This window comes from Amycolatopsis thermalba, assembly GCF_023376025.1.
In the GTDB taxonomy this organism is placed as follows: Bacteria; Actinomycetota; Actinomycetes; order Mycobacteriales; family Pseudonocardiaceae; genus Amycolatopsis_E; species Amycolatopsis_E thermalba.
Genome location: NZ_CP091196.1, coordinates 170,333 through 195,195 on the forward strand (window position 1 = coordinate 170,333; position 24,863 = coordinate 195,195).

Sequence of the window (24,863 nt, forward strand, 5' to 3'; positions counted from 1 at the left end):
TGAGCCAGGCCGGCGCCCCCTTCGGCCGGGCGGCCCGAGGCGGGGGGGTGTCCCTATGTGATTGTCAAGCCGCGGCGGGGGCGGGGTCGGGGTGGCGGTAGTGGGTGCCGTTGCGGAGCATGGCGTAGAGGACGTCGCAGCGGCGTCGGGCGAGGCAGATGAGGGCGGCGTTGTGTTTCTTGCCTTCGTCGCGTTTGCGCTGGTAGTAGGCCCTGCTGGTGGGGTCGTGCAGGGCGGCGAAGGCGGCGAGGAAGAAGGCGCGTTTGAGTTTGCGGTTGCCGTTGCGGGTGGGGTGTTCGCCTTTGATGCTGGTGCCGGAGCTGCGGGTGACGGGGGCGATGCCGGCGTAGGCGGCCAGATGCGCCGAGGACTTGAAGGCGGAGGCGTCGCCGACCTCGAGCAGGATGCGGGCGGCGGTCCTGACCCCGATGCCGGGCATCGAGGTCAGGACCCCGGCAAGAGGGTGAGCATCAAGTATGTCCTCCACCTCGGTGGCGACCTGGTTGCGTTGCTGAAGCACGGTTTTCAGGCTGTCGGCGAGTCGGGGCAGGACGGTGTCGGCTGCGGCCGTTCCCGGGACGGTGACGGTCTGCTCGCCCAACGCGGTCCAGATGTCGGCGACGAGTTTCTCGCCCAGGCGGGGCGCGTGAGTCGCTGCGATGGCGGTGACCTTGCGGCGTCCGGCTTTGCGGATGCCTGTCGGGCCGCCGCAGCGGGACAGGATCTCCAGCACCGCTGGGTGCGTGATGCGGGGACCCAGGACACGTTCCAGCGTGGGATGGATGCCGGTGAGCAGGCCGCGGATCCGGTTGCCCAGCCGGGTGGCCTCACCGGCCAGATCGTCGTCGAACCCGACCAGGACCTCCAGCTCGGCCAGGGCCTCGTCACCGGTGTCGACCGGGCGCAGCGTGTGGGGCAGGCTGCGGGCGGCGTCGGCGATGATGAACGCGTCCCGGGCGTCGGTCTTGGCATTGCCCGGGTAGAGATCGGCAATACGCCGCATCGCCAGACCGGGCAGGTAGGCCACCTGATGCCCGCAGGCGCGGGCGACCGCGACCGGCAGTGCCCCGATCGTGGCTGGTTGATCGACGACGACCAGCAGCGGCCCGTGAACGGCGAGCTTGTCGAACAACGCCCGCAGCTTGGGTTCGGTGTTGGGCAGCGGCCCATCGTGCAGCCGTTTCCCGGTGGGGTCCAGAGCGACGGCGTGATGGTCGCCCTTGCCGACATCCAGGCCGAGGAACACGCCATAACTGATGGTCATGCACAGTGTCTTTCATCCGTCGCGGGTGGTCGCCGGTCAGGGCATCGATGGCCGGCACCCACGTTACGACGAGACCTACCCCAAGGGTGGCCGTGTCCCTATTCAGCGGTCCCCCGATGCCACCAGGCCCGGCGACACCACCCCCCGGATCATGACCTCGACTGGGGGCATCAGTCATACCGAACCTGGCGACCACAGCTCCTTGATCAGGAACCACGAAAAAGGTAACGGGGACAGCGCGAAGACGAGTGACGCGTCCGGCAGCGACGGGTCGGGCAGTTCGCCGAGCTGGGCGCGACCGGCTCGCAAGGACCATCAGGCATGCCTCGACCATTCGGCAAGAGAAAATCCGGGTTGAGCGGAACACGCTCAACTTTGTTGACGTTGTAGATGTCGAGGGACCTGGAGGAAGGTCTCCGGCAGGCATGCGACATGGAGTGTGGGATGGACGCTTTCAACCCGACGACGAAGACCCAGCAGGCGATCTCGTCGGCGGCGCAGGCGGCGACCGTGGCGGGCAACCCCAGCGTCACCGCCGCACACCTGCTCGGCGCGCTGCTGGCGCAGGGCGACGGGCTGGCCGGTCCCCTGCTGACGGCGGTGGGCGCCGATCCGCGGCAGGTGCACAAGGAGCTGGAGCCGATCACGCAGGGGCTGCCCTCGGCGACCGGCGCGACCGTGTCCACACCGCAGTTCGACCCGCCGGCGGTCAAGTCGCTCACGCACGCCCAGAAGCTCGCGACCGAACTCGGCGACGAGTACGTCTCCACCGAGCACCTGATGGTGGGCCTCGCCGCGGAGGGCGGTCAGGTGGCCGACCTGCTGAAGCGGCACGGCGCCACCCCGGACGCGCTGCGTGAGGCGTTCACCAAGGTGCGCGGCTCGGCCCGCGTCACCAGCCCCGACCCCGAGGGCACGTTCAAGGCGCTCGAAAAGTACGGCGTCGACCTGACCGACCGCGCGCGCAAGGGCGAGCTGGACCCGGTGATCGGCCGCGACGCGGAGATCCGCCGGGTGGTCCAGGTGCTGTCCCGGCGCACCAAGAACAACCCCGTCCTCATCGGCGAGCCGGGCGTCGGCAAGACCGCGATCGTCGAGGGCCTGGCCCAGCGGATCGTGGCCGGTGACGTGCCGGAGTCGTTGCGCGGCAAGCGGGTCGTGGCGCTGGACCTGGGTTCGATGGTCGCCGGCGCGAAGTACCGCGGTGAGTTCGAGGAGCGGCTCAAGGCCGTGCTGAAGGAGATCACCGAGTCGGCCGGACAGGTCATCACCTTCATCGACGAGCTGCACACCATCGTCGGCGCGGGCGCGACCGGCGAGAGCGCCATGGACGCCGGCAACATGATCAAGCCGATGCTCGCCCGCGGTGAGCTGCGCATGGTCGGCGCCACCACGCTCGACGAGTACCGCCAGCACATCGAGAAGGACGCCGCCCTGGAGCGGCGCTTCCAGCAGGTGCTGGTCGGCGAGCCGTCGGTGGAGGACACCATCGGCATCCTGCGTGGCCTCAAGGAGCGCTACGAGGTGCACCACGGTGTCCGCATCACCGACGCCGCGCTGGTGTCGGCCGCGACGCTGTCCGACCGCTACATCACCGCGCGGTTCCTCCCGGACAAGGCGATCGACCTGGTGGACGAGGCCGCCTCCCGGCTGCGCATGGAGATCGACTCCCGGCCCGTCGAGATCGACGAGGTCGAGCGCGCCGTGCGGCGCCTGGAGATCGAGGAGATGGCGCTGTCCAAGGAGGAGGACCCGGCCTCGATCGAGCGGCTGGCCGCGCTGCGCGCCGAGCTGGCCGAGAAGCGCGAGGAGCTGTCGGCGCTCACCGCCCGCTGGCAGAACGAGAAGGGCTCGATCGAGAAGGTCCGCGAGCTGAAGGAGCAGCTGGAACAGCTGCGCGGCGAGGCCGACCGGGCCGAGCGCGACGCCGACCTGGGCCGGGCCGCCGAGCTGCGCTACGGCAAGATCCCGGCGCTGGAGAAGGAGCTGGAGGCGGCGCAGCGCAACACCGCGAACAGCTCGTCCGCGGCCGATGTCATGCTCAAGGAAGAGGTCGGCAGCGACGACGTGGCCGACGTGGTGAGCGCGTGGACCGGCATCCCGGCCGGCCGCCTGCTGGAGGGCGAGACCGGCAAGCTGCTCCGGATGGAGGAGGAGCTGGGCAGGCGGGTCGTCGGCCAGCGCGAGGCCGTGACGGCGGTGGCGGACGCGGTGCGCCGCACGCGCGCCGGGGTCGCCGACCCGGACCGGCCGACCGGTTCGTTCCTGTTCCTCGGCCCGACCGGCGTCGGCAAGACCGAGCTGGCCAAGGCGCTGGCGGAGTTCCTGTTCGACGACGAGCGCGCGATGACCCGCATCGACATGAGCGAGTACAGCGAGAAGCACAGCGTCGCGCGGCTGGTCGGCGCTCCCCCGGGGTACGTCGGCTACGACCAGGGCGGCCAGCTGACCGAGGCCGTCCGGCGGCGGCCGTACTCGGTGGTGCTGCTGGACGAGGTCGAGAAGGCGCACCCGGACGTGTTCGACGTGCTGCTGCAGGTGCTCGACGACGGGCGGCTGACCGACGGCCAGGGCCGCACGGTCGACTTCCGCAACGCGATCCTGATCCTGACCTCGAACCTCGGTTCGCAGGCGATCGCGGACGCCGCGCTCGACGAGCGCCAGCGGCGGGACGCGGTGCTGTCCACGGTGCAGCGGCACTTCAAGCCGGAGTTCCTGAACCGGCTGGACGACATCGTGGTGTTCCACTCGCTCGACACCGAGCAGCTGACGTCCATTGTGGACATCCAGGTGGCGAAGCTGGCGGCGCGGCTGGCCCAGCGCCGGCTGACGCTGGAGGTCACCCCGGGCGCCCGCGACTGGCTCGCGCTGAACGGGTTCGACCCGATCTACGGCGCCCGGCCGCTGCGCCGGCTGGTGCAGTCGGCGATCGGCGACCAGCTGGCGAAGAAGCTGCTGGCCGGTGAGGTCCGAGACGGCGACGCGGTGCGGGTGGACGTGCCCGACCTGGACTCCGGGGACACGCTCGTGGTCACCCGGGTGGACTAACGGGTTGCGACACGGGCCGCTGACCTTGGTTCAGCGGCCCGGCGCGCTACCCTCACCCTCGTGGGTATTCCGGCGTGGGTCTGGTTCGTCATCGCCGCCGTCGCACTGGTGGCAGGGCTGCTGCTGCTCGCCGTGGACCGGACCAGGGAAGGCTCCCGCAACCGGGAGCGGATGCGCTGGTCCGACCTGCGCGGATGGCAGTTCGTGGAGGAGGACGAGCGGCTCGTCCGGCAGTGGTCCGGCGGCGCGCTCGGGTACTTCCGCGCCGAGACGGCGGTCAACGTCGTCGTCGGCTCGACCTTCACCGCCGACGGCCGCCGCCCGGTGTTCGTGTTCGACATCGAGGCCGACGGCCAGATCCCGGCGGTCGTGGTCGCCGTGCGCTGCAACCGCGTGCACCCGGTGCTCGTCGAGCTGTGGCTGGCGAGCGTGCCGTTCCAGCGCGCGGACATGCCGGAGCTGCTCGGCCCGGTGGGCCAGCGCTACGCGTTCGCGGACGACCCCGAGGGCGCCCGCGCGGTCATCACCCAGGAACTCGTGGACGCCGCCGACGCGCTCGGCGGGGACGTCGGCGTGGCGTGGCTGGAGAACGAGTGGGTGCTCGCCAGCGTCGCGCCGCAGGCCGGGCCGTCCCGCCTGGAGCGCCTGCTGCGCGACCTCGGCGAGATCGCCGACATCGTGGACCCGTTCGACGAGGAGTACGACGCCGGCGCGACCCGGCACTGGCAGCCCGGCCAGTCCGAGCAGCCGGGCCTGAGCACGCCGCCACCGGCCGGGCCGGCCCAGTGAGCACCGCGCTCGTCACCGGCGCGACCGCCGGGATCGGCGCCGCGTTCGCGCGCCGGCTCGCCGAGGAGGATTACGACCTGGTCCTCGTCGCCCGCAACGCGCAGCGGCTGGAAGCGCTTGCCGGTGAGCTGTCGCAGCGGCACCGGATCAAGGCGGTGGCGTTGCCCGCCGACCTCGCCACGGTGGACGGCCGGGCGGCGGTCGAGGCGCGGCTGGCCGCGGAGCCGGTCGACCTGCTGGTCAACAACGCCGGGTTCGGCCTGGCCGGGGAGTTCTGGACCGCGCCGGTCGACGAGCTGCAGGCGCAGCTGGACGTGAACGTGACCGCCGTGCTGCGCCTGACGCGCGCGGCCCTGCCCGGGATGATCGAGCGGGGCCGCGGCGACATCATCAACGTCTCCAGCGTGGCCGGTTTCTTCTCCGGCCGCGGCTCGACGTACACGGCGAGCAAGAACTGGGTCACGTCCTTCACCGAGGGCATCGCCGCGGCGCTGCCGCCTGGCATCCGGATGACCGCGCTGTGCCCCGGCTTCACCGAAACCGAGTTCCACGAGCGCGCCGGGCTGGAGAAGCCGGGGCCGAAGGCGTTCTGGCTCTCCGCGGACCGGGTGGTCGCCGAGGGCCTGGCGGACCTGCGCCGCGGCAAGGTCATCTCCATCCCGTCCCCGCAGTACAAGGCGGTCGTGGCGATCGGCGGTCTGTTGCCCCGCGGCCTGCTGCGTCGGATCAGCAGCCTGGTCGCGGGGCGCGACCGCACCTGAGGAGTCACAGGCTGCGGGCGCTGATGTCGCCGTAGGCCGTGGTCGCGTGGATGGTGAGCCCGGCGTCGCCGGTGTTCCGCAGCGCGTTGTGGATGCGGCCGTAGTCGGTTCCCGCGTCCAGCGTGGCGGACACCCCGGCGGCGGCACCGATCGACAGGTCGCCGGCCTGGGCGCGGAGCACGATCTCGCCGCGCTCGGCCTCGGCGATGCGGATGTCGCCCTTGCCGGTGCTGATCCGCGCGGAACCGGTGAGGCGGCCGACCGTGACGTCGCCGGCCTGCGTGGTGACGCGGACGCTCGTCGCCTCGTCGAGTTCGACCTCGCCGTGCGCGCCCTCGACGGTGACCGCGCCCAGCTGCCCGACGCCGCGCACCTCCGCGCTGGCCGCCGTCGCCTCGACGGCGGACCCGGCCGGCAGCTGGACCGTCACCTCGACGAAGCCGGAGCTGCCGAGGACCTGGTTCCCGGCCGGGGCCTCGACCCGCAGCACGCCGTCGGCGTAGGCCACCGTGGTCTGCTCCGCGGCCTTCACGTCGCGCCGCTTCGAGGCGTCCGCCGGCCGGACCTCGACCGCGGTGTCGGCCCGGTCGGCGGCCACGAACCGGATGCTCCCGGCGGGGATGTCGACGACGGCGGAGATCGGGGCGGGGGTGTCGAAGTTCTGCATCGTGCTCTCCTGTGCTCGTTGTTCTCGCTGTTGAGGACAACTTTCGCCGGAGGCGCTGACACCGGCCCGCCACCGCGCTGACGCCGCCGCTGACACCCGTCAGCCCATGCTCTTCTGGCCGTCCAGGGACTCGCGGATGATGTCGGCGTGGCCCGCGTGCTGGGCGGTCTCGGCGATGATGTGCATCAGCACCCGGCGCGCGGACCACGCCTCGTCGGTGAACCACGGGGCCTTCGGCAGCTCCTGCACCGCGTCCAGGTCCACGGTCGCGACCAGCTCGTCCGTGCGGCGCGCGACCGCTTCGTACTCGGCGATCACGCCGGCCAGCGTCTCGTCCGGCAGCAGCTTGAACTCGTTCTCCCGCTGCGCGAAGTCCGCCTCGGTCATCTCCTCGAAGTTCGGCATCGCGGAGGCGCCCTCGACGATGAAGGTCGCCCAGTTCCGCTCGACCGAGGTCACGTGCTTGATCAGCCCGCCAAGGCACAGCTCGCTCTTCGTGGTCCGCTGCCGGGCCTGGTCGTCGGTGAGGCCACGGGTGGTGAAGGTCAGGAAGAAGCGGTGCTTGGCCAGCATCGCCAGCAGGTCCGCGCGCTCGCCGGTGACGGTCTCGGTGGAGGTCATTTTCAAGTCCCTTCGTCGTCGTTGAGACCAAGGTAAAAGGCAAAGCGGCCACTTCCTGGCCGCAATTGCGGGAGAATCGGGAACATGGCGAACACGAGCTCGCGGACGCTGCGGTTGCTGTCCCTGCTGCAGACCCACCGGTACTGGCCGGGCGGTGAACTGGCCGACCGGCTGGGCGTCTCGCCGCGGACGCTGCGGCGGGACATCGACCGCCTGCGCGAGCTGGGCTATCCGGTGGAGGCCCAGCGCGGCGTCGACGGCGGGTACCAGCTCGCCGCGGGCGCGTCGCTGCCGCCGCTCGTAGTCGACGACGAAGAGGCGGTCGCGCTGACCGTCGGGCTGCAGACGGCCGCGCAGAGTTCGGTCGAGGGCATCGCGGAGTCGTCGGTGCGGGTGCTGGCGAAGGTGGTGCAGGTGATGCCGGCGCGGCTGCGCCGCCGGGTCGACGCGTTGCGGGCGATGACCGTGCCCGCCGTGTGGTCCGGCGCGGCGGCGCCCCGGATCGACCCGGTCCTGCTCACCACGATCGCCCTGGCCTGCCGGGACAACGAACGGATCCGCTTCGCCTACACGGACGCCGCGGGCCGCGAGTCGGCGCGGGAGGTCGAGCCGCTGCGGCTGGTCCCGCTGGGGCGCCAGTGGTACCTGGTCGCCTACGACCTGACCCGGCACGCGTGGCGCAACTTCCGCATCGACCGGCTCAGCGAGCCGACGGGCACCGGCGCCCGGTTCCGGCCGCGCGAGCTGCCCGCCGCCGACGCCGCCGAGTTCGTCCGCAGCTCACTCGGCGCGCTGCCGCAGCCGTACGAGGTGGAGGTGCTCGTCGACGTTCCGGCGGCCGTGGCGCGGGAGCGGATCGGCCGGTGGGCGACGGTCGAGGAGGTCGACGCCGGCCGGTGCCGGGTGCGGATGACGACGGCGTCCCTGGACTGGCCGGCGCTGGCACTGGGCTCACTGGGCGCCGACTTCCGGGTCGTCGAACCGGCCGAACTGCGTGACCAGCTGCGGGAGTGGGCCGGGCGGTTCAGCCGGGCCTGATTGCCGCGCGTGCCCGAACACCGCCAGCGTGGCGGCCAGGAACACGACCTGCATCACTGCTCCCGCATGCCGACGCGTGACGACGGCCAGGATGACGAGGGGCTCCTACCACCACGGCGACCTCCGGCGCGCGATCCTGGACACGGCGGCCGAAACGATCGGCGAGCCCGGCGCGGCGGCGCTGAGCCTGCGCAACGTGGCACGCCGGCCGGGGCGTCGCACGCGGCGCCGGCCCACCACTTCCGCGACAAGGCGGGCATGGTGACCGCGCTGGCGACGGAGCACGGTTTCGCGACGCTCTGGCTCAGCGGCGCGATGCCGCAAGAGGTGACCGGAGACCTTGACGCGTCCGCCCGAACGGGGGCGCAGATGCTCGCGCCGGGCAGGCCGGTAGGTGGTGCTGCGCGGACGGCATTACCGGGCGAGCGCGACACGCGGGCCGGCGGAACTACCCTCGCCGCACGGCCCCACGGCGAATCCGCGAGCACCCGCGCCCGAGGCGACCGGCGCCGCAGCCCGGCAACCGGGCGCCGCTGCGCGGACTTCCGCGCAGGCTGCACCGGCACAGCAGGGGGCCGGGCCGAGTCGCCCCTGGCGCATCGCCTCGCGCCCACGCGCCCCGCCGCCGCAGCCCGGCAACCGGGGCGCCGCTGCGTGAGGGTGGGCAGCGGTCGCGCCCCGGGCGACTCAGTCCGGTAGCCGCGCGCCCTGCCGCTGCAGCTCCTCGCGTACCGCGGGAGCGCTTACCTCGCCGCGAGCGCTGAGCGCCGCCGCGACGCCCGCCGCGTGGCCGGTTGCGAAGGCGGTCCCCATGGCGCGCAGCGACGCGCCCGCGCCGCGGTCGCCGTCCACCGTGCGGCCGGCGCAGAACAGGTTCGGCGTGTTCCGGCTCCACAGGACGCCGAGCGGGATGCCGTAGTAGCCGGGCTCGCCGATGAACCGCCACTCCGACGGCACTCCCACGCCCGGGTGGTACTCGATCGGCCAGGCGCCGACCGCCACCGCGTCGTCCACCGGGCCCGGCGAGAGCACGTCCTTCTCGGTCAGCTGGGTCCGGCCGACCAGGTGCCGCGACTCGCGCGTGCCCAGTTCCGGGCCGGTGCTGACGATGTAGGCGTCCGCGCAGCCGGGCAGCGTCCGGATCACCCGCAGGTACGCGGCGGCCTGCCGGCGGGCGCTGCGTTCGGCCCGGCTCGTGTCGGCGGCGTCGCGGGCGTCGTAGCCCTCGTCGGCGAGGTAGGTGATCACGTCGCCGGACACCGGCATCCGCGCGATCAACCCGCCTTCCGCGGTCAGGCCGGGCACACCCCGCGCCTTCGCCGCCCGGACCGCCTCGCGCACGGCCTCGCGGGTGACCTGCGCCTCCGCCGGGATGCCGCCGAACCGCACGCCCAGCGTGCCGTTCTGCACCCAGCCGTCGTTGCCGTACCGCACCTCCGCACCGGCGTGCTGCGCCAGGTCGGCCTCCCCGGTGGCGTCCACGAACACCGAAGCCGTGTACTCGTGCACGCCGGAGTGGTCGGCCACCCGCACCGCGTGCACCCGATCGTCCACTCTGGACGCGCCGAGCAGGTGCGAGTGCAGCAGCACGTCCACCCCGGCGGCGTCGCACAGGTCGTCGGCGACCCGTTTCACCGCCTCGGGATCGAACACCACGGCCACCGCGGTGAACCGCGTCGGCTCGCTCACCGCCCCCAGCTCGCGCAGCCCGTCGAGCACTTCCCCGGCGACACCGAACACCACCTGTTCGCGGTCGTCGCGGGTGAACAAACCGCAGTAGGTCACCACGTTCCGCAGCGTCGCCGCCCCGCCGAGACAGGGGCCGCGCTCGATCAGCAGCGTCCGGGCCCCGGCCCGCCGGGCGCCGACCGCCGCAGCGATCCCGGCCGACCCGCCCCCGGCGACGATCACGTCGTACTTCACACGGTCTCCTTCTCGCGATCAGGCGCCGTCCGCTGTTCCCGGACGCCGAGCATCAGCAGCGCTCCCACGAGCGGGCCCGCCGCCAGCGTGGCGAACGCCGCGAAGAACGAATGGGTCGCCTGGAACACCGCGCCCAGCACCACCGGCACCACCGTGCTGCCCAGCTGCCAGAACGCGTTGGTCGCGCCCGCCGCCGAACCGGCCAGGCCCACCCCGGCGATGCGCGGGATCATCGCGACCATCAGCGGGCTGTAGACGTAGGCCGCGACGCCCAGGAACGGCGCCACCCACAGGAACCCGGACAGGCTGTCGCGGGTGCCGAACACCAGCAGCGCCACCACGAACGCGCCCAGCACGACCACGGTGAGCGCCTTCCGCCTGCCACCGAGCAGGTCGGAGACGAACCCGATGCACGGTTTCGCGGCGATCGCGGTGATCCCGAAGATCGCGACCACCCCGCCCGCCTGCACCCCGCTCAGGCCGATGCCCTTGACCATCAGGGCGTTGGACCAGGTGATGAACCCGTAGGTGCCCCACAGCCCGCCGAACCCGGCCACCCCGAGCAGCCACAGGTCGCGCGAGCGGGCCAGCGGGCGCAGGTCCGGCACCGCGCGCTCGGTGGTGTCTTCCTTCCGCGTGCGCACCAGCAGCAGGCACAGCACCGCGATCACCATCGACGCGCCGCCGAAGACGTGGTAGGAGGTCTGCCACCCGGCGGATACGAGCAGGCGCGGCACGACCGCGTTGGCGATCACGGTGCCCAGCGAGGTCGCCGTCATGAACACGCCCATCGCGAACCCGCGGTCCTTCGGCGTGAACCACTGCGCGATCAGCTTCACACCGGCGGAGTAGTCGCAGCCGGCGAAGATCCCGACCGCGGCCTGGAAGGCGATGCCGACCGGGACCGAGTCGGTCTCGCCGAACAGGATCATGAACCCGCCGGCGAGGAACAGCGACGCGCCCATCACGACGCGCGCGCCCAGCCAGTCGGTGAGCACGCCGCCTGCCGCGTTCGAGATGACGTAACCGACGTAGTAACCGGTGGCGAAGACGCCCAGCCCGGCGAGCGAGACCCCCAGGTGCTCGCCCACCGCCACCGACGCCGGTCCCCACGTCGACCGGTCCACCGACGTCATGGTGAACGCGGCCCAGGACAGCACCAGCACCACCCAGCGGTACGGGTCCCGGCCGGGAGTTCGACTCATCGTTGAGCGTCCCTTCTCCTTCGATGTCCTGCCTGAGAGGCAGGAAGTAGTACACGTGCCTTGACACGTGCCTGTCCAATGCCGGTTAATCAGGCCGGTCATGCCTATCAGGCAGGGGAGGGACGCGTGGAGCTGCGGCACCTGCGGTACTTCGTCGCCGTCGCGGCGGAGGGCTCGCTCACCCGGGCGGCGGAACGGCTGCACCTCACCCAGCCGTCGCTGAGCCGTCAGATCCGGCAGCTCGAACGGGACATCGGGGCGCCGCTGCTGGAGCGCGGCGCGACCGGCACGACGCTCACCCCGGCCGGTGTCGCGCTGCACTCGCACGCGGTGCTCCTGCTGCGCCTGGCCGACGCCACCCGGGAAACCACGCACGCGGCCGCGCGCCGGACGCGGGAGGTCGTGGAGATCGGGATCCCGCCCGGGCTGTCCGCGGACTGGCTGCTGGCGACGCTGGCCGCGCTCGATTCGGCGGTGCCGCACGCCGCGGTCACGCTCACCGAGGCGAGCAGCACCGACCAGCTCCGAATGGTCCGCGAGGGCCGGCTCGACCTGGGGCTGGTGCACGAGCAGCCGGTCGGCAGCCTGCGCGGCGCGCGGTTGTTCGACCAGCCGTTCGGGGTCGCCGTCCGGCCCGGCCACCCGCTCGCCGACGGTGCCGCGTGCCGCCTGCGCGACCTGGACGGGATGCGGATCCTCGCCCACGGCAGGCAGCAGGTGCCGGTCGCGCACGACCGCCTGGTGGTCGCGGCCCACGACGCGGGGGTGGTGCCGCTGTGGCAGTTCGCGCAGTTCTCCGAGCACGCGCGGGCCTGCGCCGAGGCGACGAAGTCCGACGCCGTCCTGCTGACCGAGCACTCCGCAACGCGCCTGCTGCCCGGCTGGCCGTGGCGGCCGGTGGTGGAACCGGCGCTGGAGCTGGTGACGTGGCTGGTGTGGCAGCCGTCGACGCGAACGGTGGTGGACGAGGTGGCGCGGACGATCAGCTCCCGCTGAGGGCGAGCACGCCCTGCCCGCTGACACGCGTGACCGCCCCGCTGCGGTTCGGGTGGACGGCCATGCGCTCCGCGATCCGGCCCGCGTCGCAGGTGGGCGGGATCTTCAGGCGGCAGTGAGCCCGCTGCCGGAACCGGCGTTGCCACTCCAGACGTGCACCGCGCCGAACCGGCGGATCAAGGCCGCGCACCGCGCCTTGCGGGCCTCCCGCGTCCAGCGCTGGGCTGACGTAGATGCGCCTGGCCACCGGACGGCTGGTCGTGCTACCAGGCGGACGTGCCCGTGCGCATCGTGACCGGGATCGCGTCCGTGAGGGCGGACTCCGCCAGAACCGCGCCCGTGTCGCCGGTCGGCAGCGCGTACCAGGACTCGCGCGTGGGCATCGGCTGCGGCGGCTCGTTGCGGCTGCATCGGCGCATCGGGCCGAGGCCCGCGTCCGCGAACTCCAGGGGTCGTCGTGGGTGACCAGGTCCTCCGGTGCCGCCCGGCCGTGCCCGGTCACGCGGCCTCCCGCGGGGCGTCGCGGGAGGCGGCACCGGGCGTCGGCTGCCCGCCACCAGGTCGCGCAGCTCGTTGATCTCCGTGGCCGCGCGTTGACCGTCGAGGGCGCGGGGGTGTCGTGGTCGTGTGTAAGACTTCCCGTCGTGGCGAACCCCGGGTTGGATCAGGCAGCGAAGTTCGAACTGGCACGTCTCATCACCGAGCTGTCGGTGGTGCGCGGCAAGGTGACGCTGGCCTCCGGCAAGGAGGCCGACTACTACATCGACCTGCGGCGGGCCACGCTGCACCACGCGGCGGCCCCGCTCATCGGCCGGCTCATGCGGCAGCTCACCGCGGACTGGGACTACGTGGCCGTGGGCGGGCTCACGCTCGGCGCGGACCCGGTCGCGACCGCGATGCTGCACTCGGCGTCGGCGGACGGGAAGGTGCTCGACGCGTTCGTGGTGCGCAAGGCCACCAAGTCGCACGGCATGCAGCGCCGCATCGAGGGCATCGAGGTCGCCGGTCAGCGGGTGCTCGCGGTGGAGGACACCTCGACCACCGGCGGCAGCGTGCTGACCGCCGTCGAGGCGCTCAACGAAGCCGGTGCGACCGTGGTCGGCGTGGCGACGGTCGTCGACCGCGGCACCGGTGCGCGCGAGGCGATCGAGAAGGAAGGCCTCGCCTACCGGTATCTGCTCGACCTCGACGACCTCGGCCTGTAGCCGATTCACGCCGCCCCCTAGGGGTAATCCCCGAAGTGATCTCCGGAATTCGAGTCGACATTCCTGGCGTGATCAGGAGTAATCTCGATACCAGGGGGATCGCGGGAAGGGGGCGGCGTGACGATCGCGGGAGTTCTGGCCGACATAACGGTCGGAGTGCACATTTTGGCCCTGCTTTACATCGGCCTCGGCGGGTTTCTCGCGTGGCGTTGGCCACGCAGTGTTTTCGTGCACGTGTTTTTCGCCATCTGGGGCGTGCTGGTCAACGTCTTCCCGATCCCGTGCCCGCTGACCGCGCTGGAGGACTACTTCCGCGGCCTGCAGGGGCTGGGCCCGCTCCCCGGCGGGTTCAACGCCTACTACCTCTACGACACGGTGTTCCCGCGCTCGATGCTGCCGGCGGTCGCCGTGGTCGCGCTGGCGCTGGTGGCCTTCTCCTACGCGGGCGCCTACCTGCGCTGGAAGCACCGTGAGCACCCGGCCACGCACGCCATGCCGCAGGCCTAGGACACAATCACCGGTGTGGTCATCGTCCTGATCCTGCTCGGCATCGTGCTCTGCGGCCTGGTCGCCGGGCTGGTCGTGCGCCCGCGGGTGCGTGCCGCGCAGGACGCGTTCGCCGAGGGGGTGCAAGCACTTGCCGCGCGCACCGGCTGGCGGCCCGACGACTCACCGGTGCCGCCGCTGCAGGCGACGTTCGTCACCCTCAACGACGTGCTCGGGTCCGGCAACCACCACGGCATCGCGGTGAACCTGCAGCTGGGCGGGAACTGCCGTGGCGCGCCGGTGCGGGTCCTCCAGTTGCGTTACCGCACCGAACACCTCTCGACCACGCGCGCCGCCACCATGATCCTCGTGCCACGGCCGGTGCCCGGGCCGTCGCTCACCGTACGAGCCCAGAACGCCGCCGCCCACCTCCCACCCGACGTCGCACAGCGGCTCACCACGCAGACCCTGTTCTTCACCGCCGAGCACCTCGCGGCGGTGTTCCCCGGCGAGATGACCCAGCAGGACCTCACGATCGCGACCGCGGACCTGCTCGCCGACCTCAGCGAGCACGTCCGATGAGCGACGAGACCGGCCCGACCGAGTGGACCGCCCGGGAACCGGTGGGCGTCGGCCCGTGGGAGGGCGAGTGGCCCGCCGACGAGCGCTACGACCCGGACCTGCTGGCCGAGGGCGACCGCCGCAACGTCGTGGACGCCTACCGGTACTGGCGGCGCGAGGCGATCGTCGCCGACATCGACCGGCGGCGGCACCCGTTCCACGTCGCGATCGAGAACTTCCAGCACGACCACAACATCGGCACCGTGGTGCGCACCGCGAACGCCTTCGCCGCGGCGGCCGTGCACATCGTCGGGCGGCGGCGCTGGAACCGGCGCGGCGCGATGGTCACCGACCGGTACCAGCACCTCGAGCACCACCCGGACGTGCCGTCACTGGTCGCCTACGCGGCCGAGCGCGGCCTGGCGATCGTCGCCGTGGACAACACGCCCGGCTCGCAGCGCGTGGAAACCGCCGAGCTGCCGCGGGACTGCGTGCTGCTGTTCGGACAGGAGGGCCCCGGCCTGTCCGCGGAGGCGCACGACGCGGCGGCGATGGTCGTGTCGATCGCGCAGTTCGGGTCCACCCGCTCGATCAACGCCGGGGTCGCCGCCGGCATCGTGATGCACGCCTGGATCAGACAGCACGCGGACCTGTCGGCGGCCTGGTAGGCGTCACCTCGACCGGGATCCCGTTCAGCACGGCGGTTCCGGACAGCGCGTCCAGCAGCGTCTCGTCGGCCACCAGGTTGCTGTTGACGCCCGCGTGCGCCGCGGCGACCGCGGTCTGCGTGCCCGGCCCGCCGTGACCCCAGCCGTGCGGGATGCTGACCACGCCCGGCCGGATCTCCTCGGTGACCTCCACCGGCACCTCGATCTCGCCGGCTGTCGAACTGACCAGCGCCGGTTCGCCGTCGGCCAGCCCGAGCCGAGCCGCGTCCGCCGGGTGGACCTGCACGGTGCACCGGTTCTTCCCGCGCACCAACGGTTCCAGGTTGTGCATCCACGAGTTGTTCGACGACAGTTGCCGCCGTCCGATGAGCACCAGCTCGCCGTCCGGCACGTGCGCGAGTTCCGCGGCCAGGCGCGGCACGTCGGCGGTGATGGCCTCCGGCGCCAGCTCGATCTTCCCGCTCGCGGTGGACAGGACCTCCGGCACCCGCGGCCGCAGCGGCCCGAGGTCGACGCCGTGCGGGGCGGCTTCCAGGTCGGCCAGGGTCAGGTCGTACGGCCCGGCGCGCAGCATCAGGTCGATCAGGCGCTCCGGGCCGCGGCGGCCGGCGGCCGGTTCGAGACCGGACCGCTGGGCCAGTTGTGCCGCCACGAACGCGTCCAGCGCTTCGATGTCCGGGTTCGGGCCCTGCCCGGTGACGATGGACGTGAGCCGCAGCATGGTCACCCACTCCGGCGGCAGGTCGCCGGGCATCGCGGGCGGCGTCCAGTTCGCCACGTTGCGCACGGCCAGCTGGTACAGCGCGACGTCGTAGTGCGGGCGCTCCAGCGGGGTGGGCCCGGGCAGGATGACGTCGGCGTGCCGGGTCGTCTCGTTGCGGTAGATGTCCAGCGACACCATGAAGTCCAGCCGCGCCAGCGATTCCGCGAGCCGCCCGGCGTTCGGGGTGCTCAGGCACGGGTTGCCGCTGACCGTGATCAGGGCGCGGACCTGACCGTCGCCCGGGGTGAGGATCTCGTCGGCCAGGGTCGCGACCGGGACCTCGCCGAGCACCTCGGGCAGCCCGCGCACCCGGGTGCGCCAGCGGCCGTGCCGGAACGGGCGGCGCTTGCCCGGCGCGCTGTTCGCCTGTCCGGCGGCGGCGAGCGGGAACATCACGCCGCCGGGGCGGTCGAGGTTGCCGGTGAGGACGTTGAGCACGTCGACGAGCCAGCTGGTGAGGGTGCCGAACGCCTGCGTGGTGGTTCCGATACGACCGTAAACCGCCGCGGACTCGGCGGCGGCCAGTTCGCGGGCCATCCGGCGGATGTCGCCGGCGGGGATGCCGGTGACCGGGGCGACCGCCTCGGGCGGGAAGTCGCGGGCCAGCTCGGCGACGTCCGCGACGCCGGTGACGTGCTCGGCGAGGTGGCCAAGGCTCACGCGGTCCTCCGCGAACAGCACGTTGACCAGCGCGAACAGCAGGAGCGCATCGGTGCCGGGGCGGATCGCGTGGTGCTCGTCGGCGACCTGGGCGGTGCGGGTCCGGCGCGGGTCGACCACGACCACCTTGCCACCGCGCTCCCGGATCGCCTTGAGCCGCCCGCGCATGTCGGGCGCGGTCATCAGGCTGCCGTTGGAAACCAGCGGGTTCGCGCCGAGCATCAGCAGGTGCTGGGTGCGGTCGACGTCCGGCACCGGGATCGTCATGCCGTCGCCGAACAGGTAGCCGCTGGAGTAGTGCTTGGGCAGCTGGTCGACGCTGCCCGCGGTGTAGAAGTTCCTGGTGCCCAGCGCCTTGAAGAAGACGCGGCCGTAGAGCGCGGTGGACAGGTTGTGCACGCTCGGGTTGCCCGCGTAGACGGCGACGGCGTCGCGGCCGTACGTTTCGATGATCGGCAGCAGGCGGGTGTCGATCTCGGCGAACGCCTCATCCCAGGAGACCGGGACGTGCTTGCCGTCGCGTTTGACGAGCGGGGTGCGCAGGCGGTCCGGGTCGTGGTGCAGCGCGCCCAGCGACGCGCCCTTGGGGCAGATGAAGCCGTGGGAGAAGACGTCCTCGGCGTCCCCGCGCACCTCGGTGACCTGGCCGCCGTCGAACGTGACGGTCAGACCGCAGGTGGCTTCGCACAGCGGACACGTGACATGCGCCGTCGTCATCCTCTGATCGTCGACGGAACCCTGCGATGTGTCGAGGGCCAATCCATGATGGGTTCATGCACAGCGACTGGGCCGCCGCCGCGGAACGGGCGATCGTCACCCGGCACCTGCGCCGGGTCTGGGGCCTGCCGGGCACGTTGCTCGCCCGGAGCGGCTGGCCGGCGACCCTCGACCAGCGGCTGCACCGGCACTGGAACTACTGGTGGCAGGCGCACTTCCTGGACTGCCTGACCGACGCGCAGCTGCGTGACCCGACGCCGGCGCGCGAGGCGGCGATCGACCGGTTCGTGTCGTCGATGCGGTTGCGGAACCGGGGCAGCTGGCGCAACGACTACTACGACGACCTGGCCTGGCTGGGGCTCGCGTTGCAGCGCACCGGCCGGGACGTGAGCTTCTTCCTCGGCGAGCTGCGGTCCGGGTGGACCACGGAGGGCGGCGGCGGCATCTGGTGGCGGCGCGGCGACCGGTTCAAGAACGCGCCGTCGAACGGCCCGGCGGCGATCCTGTTCGCCAGGGCCGGTGACGTGGCACGGGCCCGCGAACTGCTGGACTGGATGGAGAAGACGCTCGTCGACCCCGATTCCGGCCTGGTGTGGGACGGGTTGCGGGTGGACAGTGCCGACCTGGTCCAGGAGATCTACACGTACTGCCAGGGGGTTTTCCTCGGCGCCTGCCTGGAGATGTCCGAAGTGGACCGTGCGGCGCGGACGATCCGGGCGGTGGCCGCGAACTGCGCGCCGGGCGGGGTGCTGCGCGGCCAGGGCGGCGGCGACGGCGGCCTCTTCGCGGGAATCCTGGCGCGGTACCTGGCGCTCGCCGTGCACCGGATGCCGCCGGGCCCGGAGACGGATGCCGCGCGCGACCTGGTGCTGGCCTCCGCGGAAGCCGCGTGGACCGGAGCCGCCGACGCCTACGGCGGCCCGCTGTTCAGTCCGGAGTGGAGCGAGCCGGCCCCGACCCCGCCGCTGCCGCAACGCCATCCGTCACGCGACCTCTCGGTGCAGCTGGGCGCGTGGATGCTCCTGGAGGCCGCAGCCACGCTCTAGCAACGGCACCGAACGCAGAACTCGCGCGACCGAACGTGGGACTCGCAGGCAGGAACGTGGGACTCGCAGGCAGGAACGTGGGACTCGCGCCCCCGAACGCAGAACTCGCCAACCGCGCGAGTCCCACGCTCCGGCGCGCGAGTCCCACGCTCCGGTGCGTGAGTTCTGCGTTCCCGTGTGTGAGGTCGGCGCCGCGTTACGGGGCGCAGCCGCAGGAGGCGCGGTGCATCAGGCGCGGCGGTAGCCGGATCGTCTCGTGTGGGCGGTCCGGGTCCTTGATCCGCGCCAGCAGCAACCGCACCGCGCGGCGGCCGATCTCCTCGATCGGCTGGGCCATCGTGGTCAGCGGTGGCTCCACCAGGTCCGACCACTCGACGTCGTCGAAGCCGGCCAGCGCCAGGTCCGCCCCGACCCGCAACCCGCGGCGGCGGACCTCGTGCAGCACGCCGACCATCATCGAGTCGTTCGCCACCACCAGCGCCGTCGGCCGGTCCGGCAGGGACAGCAGCTTCGCCGTCGCCGCCGCGCCGCCCTCGCGCGAGGAGTGCCCGGACACCACCAGCTCCGGGTTCCACGACAACCCGCCGCGCCCGAGCCCGAGCCGGTACCCCAGCGTCCGCTCCTCCGACGTGGCCAGCCCGGGCATCCCGCCGACGAACCCGATCCGCCGGTGCCCGAGCGAGGCCAGGTGCTCGGTCAGCGCCGAGGTCGACTGGATGTTCTCCGAGCCCACCTGGTCGACGTCGGTCCGCATGGTCAGCCGGTCGATCAGCACGGTCGGCAGCCCGAGCGACACCAGCTCGCTGATCACGCGGCCGTCCCCGGCGGCCGGGGTCAGCAGCATGCCCTCGACCCGCCGGGACCGCAGCGTCCGGACCGTCTCCTGCTCGGTCTTCACGGTGTCGTGGGTGTCGGCGAGCAGCACCGTGTACCCGGCCGCGGCGGCCTCCCGCTCGATCGCCTGCATCAGGACCGCGAAGTACGGGTTGGCCAGCAGCGAGATCGCGACCCCGATCTGCCGGGTGCCGCCGGTGACCAGCGAGCGGGCGATCGCGTCGCCGGTGTACCCGGTCTCCTCGATGGCGCGCAGCACCGCGGCCTTGGTCTCCGGGGCCACCGCACGCGTCCCGTTCACCACGTGTGAGACGGTGGTGATCGAGACGCCGGCCAGGTCGGCGACGTCCTTCTGGGTGGGCCTGGACGGCATCAGAGTTCTCCAACGAGCACGGGCGATCCGCAAGCGTTTGCGCAAACGCTTGCCGGAGTAGTGTATGCCCTCCTACCGTCCCCGTCGGCAAACGATCAGCCTCGATGGGGAGGGCAGCGTGAGACACCGGAGTCTCCTGTGCCTCGTCACGGCCGGCTTGCTGGCCGTCAGCGGGTGCACCGTCGAACGCCACTGGGGTGGCAGTTCCGCCCCGGCTGGCAGCGGGCAAGCCAAGGTCGGCCTGGTGACGAAGACCGAAACGAACCCGTACTTCGTGGAGCTGCGCAACGCCGCAAGCGCCGCCGCGCGGGCCCAAGGCGCCGAGTTCATGGCGCTGGCCGGCCAGTTCGACGGCGACAACGACGGCCAGGTCCGGGCCATCGAGAACATGGTCCAGCAGGGCGTCACCACCATCCTGATCACCCCGAACTCCTCGACCGGCGTGCTCGCCGCGATCGAGCGGGCGCGTCAGGCCGGCGTCATGGTGATCGCGCTGGACACCGCGACCGAGCCGGCCAGCGCGGTCGACGCCACCTACGCGACGGACAACGTCGCGGCCGGCCGCCAGCAGGGCGCCTACGTCAAGGCCGCGCTCGGCCCCGCCGCGCCGAAGGTGATCATGATCGACGGCACCGCGGGCAGCACCGTGGACACCTACCGGCACAACGGGTTCCTCGAGGGCATCGGTCTCAAGGACGGTGATCCGGCGATCGTGGGACGGGACAACGCCAACGGCGACCAGTCCATCGCCCAGCAGAAGATGGAGAACCTGCTCCAGCGCACCACGGACATCAACGCCGTCTACACGATGAACGAGCCGACCGCGCGCGGTGCGTACGCCGCGCTGCAGGCCCGCGGCCTGCGGATCCTGATGGGGTCGATCGACGGCGGCTGCCAGGGCGTGCAGAACGTGCGCGACGGCCTGTACGCGGCGACGGTCATGCAGTTCCCGCGCAAGATGGCCGAGGAGGGCGTCACCGCCGCCGTGCGGTACGCGCGGACCGGGCAGAAGCCGAGCGGGTTCATCGACACCGGCTCGGTCGTGATCACCGACCGCCCGATGCCCGGTGTGCCCAGTCAGGACACCACGTGGGGCCTGCAGAACTGCTGGGGGACGAAATGACGGCATCCACTGTGGACAGGCGCGAATCGCTCGGCGAGTTCTTCCTGCGCGCCCCGGCGATCGGTCCCGCGCTCGCGCTGGTCGTCGCGGTCGTGGTGTTCTCGGTGTCCACCAGCACGTTCCTGGAACTGGACAACCTGTCGCTGGTGGTCGAGCAGTCGCTCGTGGTCGGCACGCTCGCGCTCGGCCAGACGCTGATCATCCTCACCGCCGGCATCGACCTGTCGAACGCGGCGGCGATGGTCCTGGCGACCCTGCTGATGGCGAAACTACTGGTCGGCGGGGTGCCCGGGATCTTCGCGCTCATCCTCGGCGTGCTGGTCGCCACGGTGCTCGGACTGGTCACCGGCTCGCTGGTGACGCGGGTCAAGCTGCCGCCGTTCATCGTCACCTTGGGCCTGTTCACCATGCTCACCGCGGCGGCCAAGCTGGTCGCCGACGGCCAGGCGGTGCCGATCGCGCCGGACTCGCTGCTCGCGTGGCTGGGCACCCGGCGCTACCTGTTCGGTGGCATCCCGGTCACCTACGGCATGACGCTCGCGCTGGTGATGTACCTCGTGCTCTGGTACGCGCTGACCAGGACCGCGTGGGGCAAGCACGTCTACGCGGTCGGCAACGCGCCGGAAGCCGCGCGGCTGAGCGGCATCAAGGTCAACCGGACGATCGTGTCGGTGTACCTGGTCGCCGGGCTGATCTTCGGCATCGCCGCGTGGCAGGCGCTGGGCCGGGTGCCCAACGCCGACCCGAACGCCTACCAGCTCGGCAACCTCGACTCGATCACCGCGGTCGTGCTCGGCGGCACCAGCCTGTTCGGCGGTCGCGGATCGGTGTTCGGGACGATGATGGGTGCGTTGATCGTGACGGTGCTGCGCTCCGGGCTGACCCAGCTCGGCGTCGACTCGCTCTACCAGGACGTCGCCACCGGTGCGCTGGTGATCGCCGCGGTGGCCGTGGACCGGCTGGCCAGGAGGCAGAAATGACCCCGACCCTGTCAGCGCGTGGCCTGGTCAAGCGGTACGGCCGCGTGACCGCCATCGACGGCGCGGACTTCGACCTCGAACCGGGCGAGGTGCTCGCCGTGGTCGGCGACAACGGCGCCGGCAAGTCGAGCCTGATCAAGGCGTTGTCCGGGGCGCTGGTGCCGGACGCGGGCGAGATCTTCGTGGACGGTGAGCCGGTGCACTTCCGCACGCCGCTGGACGCCCGCCGCTGCGGCATCGAGACCGTCTACCAGGACCTCGCGCTCGCGCCGGCGCAGGACATCGCGACCAACATGTTCCTGGGCCGGGAGATCCGCCGCGGCGGCGTGCTCGGGCTGGTCCGCAAGCTGGACACGGCGAAGATGCGCGCCGAGGCCCAGCGGGTGCTCGACGAGCTGGACATCAAGATCAAGTCGATCACGCAGCCGGTCGAGACGCTCTCCGGTGGTCAGCGGCAGGGCGTGGCGGTGGCGCGGGCGGCGGCGTTCGGCACCAAGGCCGTGATCATGGACGAGCCGACGGCCGCGCTCGGCGTGGCCGAGTCGTCGAAGGTGCTCCAGCTGATCGACCGGATCCGGCAGCGCGGCCTGCCGGTCGTGCTGATCAGCCACAACATGCCGCACGTGTTCGAGATCGCGGACCGCATCCACGTGCACCGGCTGGGCAAGCGGGTCGGGGTGGTGTCGCCGAAGACGACCAGCATGAACCAGGTGGTCGGGCTGATCACGGGCGCGCTGCGGGTCGGGGCGGACGGCCGGGTGGAGGAAGTCGAGTCGGCGGTCCGGACGGGGTTGTCGGCGTGACCGTCCTGCTCGCGGGGCTGTGCACGGTCGATCTCGTGCAGCGGGTGGCGGAGCTGCCGTCGCCCGGCGAGAAGGTGCAGTCGTCGAGCGTCGCGGTGGCCGCGGGCGGACCGGCGACGAACGCCGCCGTGACGGTCGCGGCCCTCGGCGCGGAGGCCGTCCTGGTGACGGCACTGGGCAGGCACCCGCTGGCCGGACTGGCCCGCGCCGACCTGGCCGCGCACGGCGTGCGGGTCGTCGACACCGCCCCCGAGCAGGACGAACCACCTGCGGTGAGCGCCGTCGCGGTCCGCGACCGGGACGGCGAACGGACCGTCGTCTCCCGCAACGCCGGGACGGACCCCGGCGCGATGCCGTCCGAAATACCGGACGGCGTCCGAGCGGTGCTGGTCGACGGGCACCTGCCGCGGCTGGCGGTGGGCGTCGCGCGCTGGGCCCGGTCGCGCGGCATCCCGGTCGTGCTGGACGCGGGCAGCTGGAAACCGGTCATGGACGAGCTGCTGCCGCTGGTCGACATCGCGGCCTGCTCGGCGCACTTCCGCGCGCCCGGGCCGGACCTGCGGGAACGCGGGGTGCCGACGGTGATCGTGACGAACGGACCCCGGCCGGTGCGCTGGGAATCGGGCGGCGAAGCTGGTGAGATCGAGGTGCCCGCGGTGCGCGCGGTGGACACACTGGGCGCGGGGGACGTCTGGCACGGTGCGCTGGTGTACGGGGCGCTGGTGTACGGCGTCGGGAGGTTGCGGCTGCCGGAGCTGATCCGGTTCGCCAACGAGGTGGCCGCGGAAAAGGTGCGGCACGCGGGGCCCCGGGCGTGGGTTTCGGAGGTAGCGAAGTTGGGAGTGCGATGACGGCGACGAGTCCGACGTTCGACGAGCTGCTGACCAGGGCGGAGGGCCTGGTGGCGCGGGGGCGGCGGTCCATCCTGGGGATCGTGGGCGCGCCCGCGGCGGGCAAGACCACCCTGGCCCGCGGGCTGGCCGACGCGCTCGGCAACCGCGCGGTCGTGGTCGGGATGGACGGCTTCCACCTGGCGCAGGTCGAGCTGCAGCGGCTGGGCCGCACCGAGCGCAAGGGCGCGCCGGACACGTTCGACGCCTTCGGGTACGTGAGCCTGCTGCGCCGCATCAAGGAGACCAAGGAGACGGTGTACGCGCCGCTGTTCCGGCGCGAGATCGAGGAGCCGATCGCCGGTGCGGTGTGCGTGCCGCCGGACGTGCCGCTGGTCATCACCGAGGGCAACTACCTGCTGGTCGACGACGAGCCGTGGAGCGACGTGCGCGGCCTGGTCGACGAGGTGTGGTACCTGCGGCCCGACGAGAAGGAGCGGATCGAGCGGCTGGTCACCCGGCACCGGCGGTACGGCCGCACGCTGGTGGAGGCGCGGAGCCGCGCGCTGGGCAGCGACCAGCGCAACGCGGATCTGATCGAGACCACGGCGAGCCGGGCCGACCTGGTGCTGGAGAACCTGCCGCTGCAGAACTTCGTGATATGAGCGGCGTCCTCGTCGTCACCGGGGGCAGCCGGGGTATCGGCGCGGCGGTCGCTGAACTGGGCGCCGCGCGCGGGTACGACGTGGTGGTCAACTACGCCAGCGACTCGGCGGCCGCCGAGGAGGTCGTGTCGCGCGTGCGCGAGTCGGGCCGGAAGGCGCTGGCCGTGCGGGGCGACGTGGCTGCCGAGGACGACGTGATCGCGTTGTTCGACGCGGCGGCCGGGCTGGGGCCGGTCACCGCGGTGGTCAACAACGCGGCGATCACCGGCAACACGCCCGGGCGCCTCGACGAGCAGGACGTGGCGACCGTGCGCCGGGTGCTGGACGTGAACGTGACCGGGGTGTTCCTGTGCTGCCGGGAGGCGGTGCGGCGGATGTCCACCCGCTACGGCGGGGCCGGTGGTGCGGTGGTGAACATTTCGTCCACGGCCGCGCGCACCGGCTCGCCCGGCGAGTGGACGCACTACGCGGCGACGAAGGCGGCGGTCGAGACCCTGACCTGGGGACTGGCGCAGGAGGTCGCCGGCGAGGGGGTGCGGGTGAACGCGGTGGCACCCGGCCTGGTGGACACCGGCCTGCACGCGGCGGCCGGGTTGCCGGATCGGGTGAACCGGATCGCGCCGACGATCCCGCTCGCGCGCCCCGGTCAGCCGGCGGAGATCGCCGAGGCGGTCCTGTGGATGCTTTCGCCCGCGGCGTCCTACGCGGTGGGTGCGGTCCTGCCGGTCGGCGGCGGTCGCTGACTTGCCCACAGCCTGTGGATGAATCTTCGAGTTATCCACAGGTACACCCGTGGAAACCGGGAACCCGAACGGGACGTTGTCATTCCTGAGGGGG

The 24,863-nt window shown here is 72.3% G+C and carries 23 protein-coding genes and 1 pseudogene; 17 read left to right on the forward strand and 7 right to left on the reverse strand.

Features of this window, described 5'->3' with window-relative positions; translation table 11 throughout:
• Positions 1-64 precede the first annotated feature (64 nt).
• Complete coding sequence (locus L1857_RS00840; protein ID WP_249464268.1) at positions 65-1,264, reverse strand: IS110 family RNA-guided transposase; 1,200 nt, start codon at positions 1,262-1,264, stop codon at positions 65-67.
• Positions 1,265-1,708: 444 nt separating this feature from the next.
• Between L1857_RS00840 and clpB the strand changes: the two genes are divergently transcribed.
• The 3 genes from clpB to L1857_RS00855 are packed head-to-tail and all read left to right on the forward strand — an operon-like array spanning position 1,709 to position 5,862.
• Positions 1,709-4,312 (forward strand): ATP-dependent chaperone ClpB, encoded by a 2,604-nt coding sequence (clpB, locus tag L1857_RS00845; protein ID WP_116114708.1) that lies wholly within the window; start codon positions 1,709-1,711, stop codon positions 4,310-4,312.
• Positions 4,313-4,372: 60 nt separating this feature from the next.
• Complete coding sequence (locus tag L1857_RS00850) at positions 4,373-5,101, forward strand: type III secretion system chaperone family protein (RefSeq protein ID WP_094006479.1); 729 nt, start codon at positions 4,373-4,375, stop codon at positions 5,099-5,101.
• Complete coding sequence (locus L1857_RS00855) at positions 5,098-5,862, forward strand: SDR family NAD(P)-dependent oxidoreductase (protein WP_116114710.1); 765 nt, start codon at positions 5,098-5,100, stop codon at positions 5,860-5,862. Before L1857_RS00850 ends, L1857_RS00855 begins: the two co-directional genes overlap by 4 nt.
• A gap of 4 nt (positions 5,863-5,866) precedes the next feature.
• Here L1857_RS00855 and L1857_RS00860 read toward each other — a convergent pair whose 3' ends face one another.
• A complete protein-coding gene (locus L1857_RS00860) occupies positions 5,867-6,529 on the reverse strand; it encodes a DUF4097 family beta strand repeat-containing protein (protein ID WP_094006481.1) in 663 nt (220 codons plus the stop codon).
• Positions 6,530-6,628: 99 nt separating this feature from the next.
• The gene (locus tag L1857_RS00865; RefSeq protein WP_094006482.1) at positions 6,629-7,150 is read right to left on the reverse strand and encodes a DinB family protein; all 522 of its coding nucleotides are present in this window, start codon (positions 7,148-7,150) and stop codon (positions 6,629-6,631) included.
• Between the two features lie 84 nt (positions 7,151-7,234).
• Between L1857_RS00865 and L1857_RS00870 the strand changes: the two genes are divergently transcribed.
• On the forward strand, positions 7,235-8,188 hold the full coding sequence (locus L1857_RS00870; protein WP_094006483.1) for a helix-turn-helix transcriptional regulator: 954 nt from the start codon (positions 7,235-7,237) through the stop codon (positions 8,186-8,188).
• Positions 8,189-8,279: 91 nt separating this feature from the next.
• Positions 8,280-8,488 (forward strand): annotated as a pseudogene (locus L1857_RS00875) (TetR/AcrR family transcriptional regulator); the annotation flags it as partial.
• 387 nt (positions 8,489-8,875) lie between these two features.
• Here the strand turns inward: L1857_RS00875 and L1857_RS00880 are convergent.
• Together L1857_RS00880 and L1857_RS00885 are read right to left on the reverse strand one after the other, a co-directional pair.
• Entirely contained in the window at positions 8,876-10,111 is a 1,236-nt protein-coding gene (locus L1857_RS00880) for an FAD-dependent oxidoreductase (RefSeq protein ID WP_116114714.1), read from the reverse strand.
• Positions 10,108-11,316, reverse strand: a complete 1,209-nt coding sequence (locus L1857_RS00885; RefSeq protein ID WP_240323433.1) for an MFS transporter — start codon at positions 11,314-11,316, stop codon at positions 10,108-10,110. The genes L1857_RS00880 and L1857_RS00885 overlap by 4 nt, the downstream gene beginning before the upstream one ends.
• Positions 11,317-11,442: 126 nt before the next feature.
• Between L1857_RS00885 and L1857_RS00890 the strand changes: the two genes are divergently transcribed.
• The 5 genes from L1857_RS00890 to L1857_RS00910 all read left to right on the forward strand — a co-directional run bounded on the left by L1857_RS00890 (position 11,443) and on the right by L1857_RS00910 (position 15,232).
• Positions 11,443-12,312 (forward strand): LysR family transcriptional regulator, encoded by an 870-nt coding sequence (locus tag L1857_RS00890; RefSeq protein WP_094006486.1) that lies wholly within the window; start codon positions 11,443-11,445, stop codon positions 12,310-12,312.
• Between the two features lie 644 nt (positions 12,313-12,956).
• Complete coding sequence (gene pyrE / locus L1857_RS00895) at positions 12,957-13,517, forward strand: orotate phosphoribosyltransferase (protein WP_116114718.1); 561 nt, start codon at positions 12,957-12,959, stop codon at positions 13,515-13,517.
• A gap of 123 nt (positions 13,518-13,640) precedes the next feature.
• Positions 13,641-14,024, forward strand: coding sequence for a DUF2784 domain-containing protein (locus L1857_RS00900; protein ID WP_094006527.1), 384 nt, complete (start codon positions 13,641-13,643; stop codon positions 14,022-14,024).
• 15 nt (positions 14,025-14,039) lie between these two features.
• Positions 14,040-14,585, forward strand: a complete 546-nt coding sequence (locus L1857_RS00905) for a hypothetical protein (protein ID WP_116114720.1) — start codon at positions 14,040-14,042, stop codon at positions 14,583-14,585.
• Positions 14,582-15,232: a TrmH family RNA methyltransferase gene (locus L1857_RS00910; protein WP_094006490.1), complete on the forward strand. Its 651-nt coding sequence runs from the start codon at positions 14,582-14,584 to the stop codon at positions 15,230-15,232. The genes L1857_RS00905 and L1857_RS00910 overlap by 4 nt, the downstream gene beginning before the upstream one ends.
• Here the strand turns inward: L1857_RS00910 and L1857_RS00915 are convergent.
• Positions 15,198-17,372, reverse strand: coding sequence for a molybdopterin-dependent oxidoreductase (locus tag L1857_RS00915; RefSeq protein WP_116114722.1), 2,175 nt, complete (start codon positions 17,370-17,372; stop codon positions 15,198-15,200). The two genes, L1857_RS00910 and L1857_RS00915, sit on opposite strands and share 35 nt — an antisense overlap.
• A gap of 56 nt (positions 17,373-17,428) precedes the next feature.
• Here L1857_RS00915 and L1857_RS00920 point away from each other — a divergent pair, with 56 nt between their 5' ends.
• On the forward strand, positions 17,429-18,418 hold the full coding sequence (locus L1857_RS00920) for a glycoside hydrolase family 76 protein (RefSeq protein WP_249464271.1): 990 nt from the start codon (positions 17,429-17,431) through the stop codon (positions 18,416-18,418).
• 196 nt (positions 18,419-18,614) lie between these two features.
• Here the strand turns inward: L1857_RS00920 and L1857_RS00925 are convergent, their stop codons facing one another.
• The gene (locus tag L1857_RS00925) at positions 18,615-19,625 is read right to left on the reverse strand and encodes a LacI family DNA-binding transcriptional regulator (RefSeq protein WP_116114726.1); all 1,011 of its coding nucleotides are present in this window, start codon (positions 19,623-19,625) and stop codon (positions 18,615-18,617) included.
• Positions 19,626-19,743: 118 nt separating this feature from the next.
• Between L1857_RS00925 and L1857_RS00930 the strand changes: the two genes are divergently transcribed.
• The 6 genes from L1857_RS00930 to L1857_RS00955 are packed head-to-tail and all read left to right on the forward strand — an operon-like array spanning position 19,744 to position 24,769.
• Positions 19,744-20,748, forward strand: coding sequence for a substrate-binding domain-containing protein (locus tag L1857_RS00930; RefSeq protein WP_162831249.1), 1,005 nt, complete (start codon positions 19,744-19,746; stop codon positions 20,746-20,748).
• Positions 20,745-21,728, forward strand: coding sequence for an ABC transporter permease (locus L1857_RS00935; protein WP_094006495.1), 984 nt, complete (start codon positions 20,745-20,747; stop codon positions 21,726-21,728). The genes L1857_RS00930 and L1857_RS00935 overlap by 4 nt, the downstream gene beginning before the upstream one ends.
• Entirely contained in the window at positions 21,725-22,531 is an 807-nt protein-coding gene (locus tag L1857_RS00940) for an ATP-binding cassette domain-containing protein (RefSeq protein WP_094006496.1), read from the forward strand. The genes L1857_RS00935 and L1857_RS00940 overlap by 4 nt, the downstream gene beginning before the upstream one ends.
• Positions 22,528-23,382, forward strand: a complete 855-nt coding sequence (locus L1857_RS00945) for a PfkB family carbohydrate kinase (RefSeq protein ID WP_249464274.1) — start codon at positions 22,528-22,530, stop codon at positions 23,380-23,382. The genes L1857_RS00940 and L1857_RS00945 overlap by 4 nt, the downstream gene beginning before the upstream one ends.
• Positions 23,379-24,026: a nucleoside/nucleotide kinase family protein gene (locus L1857_RS00950; protein ID WP_116114732.1), complete on the forward strand. Its 648-nt coding sequence runs from the start codon at positions 23,379-23,381 to the stop codon at positions 24,024-24,026. Before L1857_RS00945 ends, L1857_RS00950 begins: the two co-directional genes overlap by 4 nt.
• The gene (locus tag L1857_RS00955; protein ID WP_116114734.1) at positions 24,023-24,769 is read left to right on the forward strand and encodes an SDR family oxidoreductase; all 747 of its coding nucleotides are present in this window, start codon (positions 24,023-24,025) and stop codon (positions 24,767-24,769) included. Before L1857_RS00950 ends, L1857_RS00955 begins: the two co-directional genes overlap by 4 nt.
• Positions 24,770-24,863: the final 94 nt, after the last annotated feature.

Bases quoted from the DNA above. Each gene is read 5' to 3' on its own strand.
- L1857_RS00840 (WP_249464268.1), bottom strand. From the start codon at position 1,264: ATGACCATCAGTTATGGCGTGTTCCTCGGCCTGGATGTCGGCAAGGGC.
- clpB (WP_116114708.1), top strand. From the start codon at position 1,709: ATGGACGCTTTCAACCCGACGACGAAGACCCAGCAGGCGATCTCGTCG.
- L1857_RS00860 (WP_094006481.1), bottom strand. From the start codon at position 6,529: ATGCAGAACTTCGACACCCCCGCCCCGATCTCCGCCGTCGTCGACATC.
- L1857_RS00865 (WP_094006482.1), bottom strand. From the start codon at position 7,150: ATGACCTCCACCGAGACCGTCACCGGCGAGCGCGCGGACCTGCTGGCG.
- L1857_RS00870 (WP_094006483.1), top strand. From the start codon at position 7,235: ATGGCGAACACGAGCTCGCGGACGCTGCGGTTGCTGTCCCTGCTGCAG.
- L1857_RS00885 (WP_240323433.1), bottom strand. From the start codon at position 11,316: ATGAGTCGAACTCCCGGCCGGGACCCGTACCGCTGGGTGGTGCTGGTG.
- L1857_RS00910 (WP_094006490.1), top strand. From the start codon at position 14,582: ATGAGCGACGAGACCGGCCCGACCGAGTGGACCGCCCGGGAACCGGTG.
- L1857_RS00915 (WP_116114722.1), bottom strand. From the start codon at position 17,372: ATGACGACGGCGCATGTCACGTGTCCGCTGTGCGAAGCCACCTGCGGT.
- L1857_RS00920 (WP_249464271.1), top strand. From the start codon at position 17,429: ATGCACAGCGACTGGGCCGCCGCCGCGGAACGGGCGATCGTCACCCGG.
- L1857_RS00925 (WP_116114726.1), bottom strand. From the start codon at position 19,625: ATGCCGTCCAGGCCCACCCAGAAGGACGTCGCCGACCTGGCCGGCGTC.
- L1857_RS00935 (WP_094006495.1), top strand. From the start codon at position 20,745: ATGACGGCATCCACTGTGGACAGGCGCGAATCGCTCGGCGAGTTCTTC.
- L1857_RS00940 (WP_094006496.1), top strand. From the start codon at position 21,725: ATGACCCCGACCCTGTCAGCGCGTGGCCTGGTCAAGCGGTACGGCCGC.
- L1857_RS00950 (WP_116114732.1), top strand. From the start codon at position 23,379: ATGACGGCGACGAGTCCGACGTTCGACGAGCTGCTGACCAGGGCGGAG.
- L1857_RS00955 (WP_116114734.1), top strand. From the start codon at position 24,023: ATGAGCGGCGTCCTCGTCGTCACCGGGGGCAGCCGGGGTATCGGCGCG.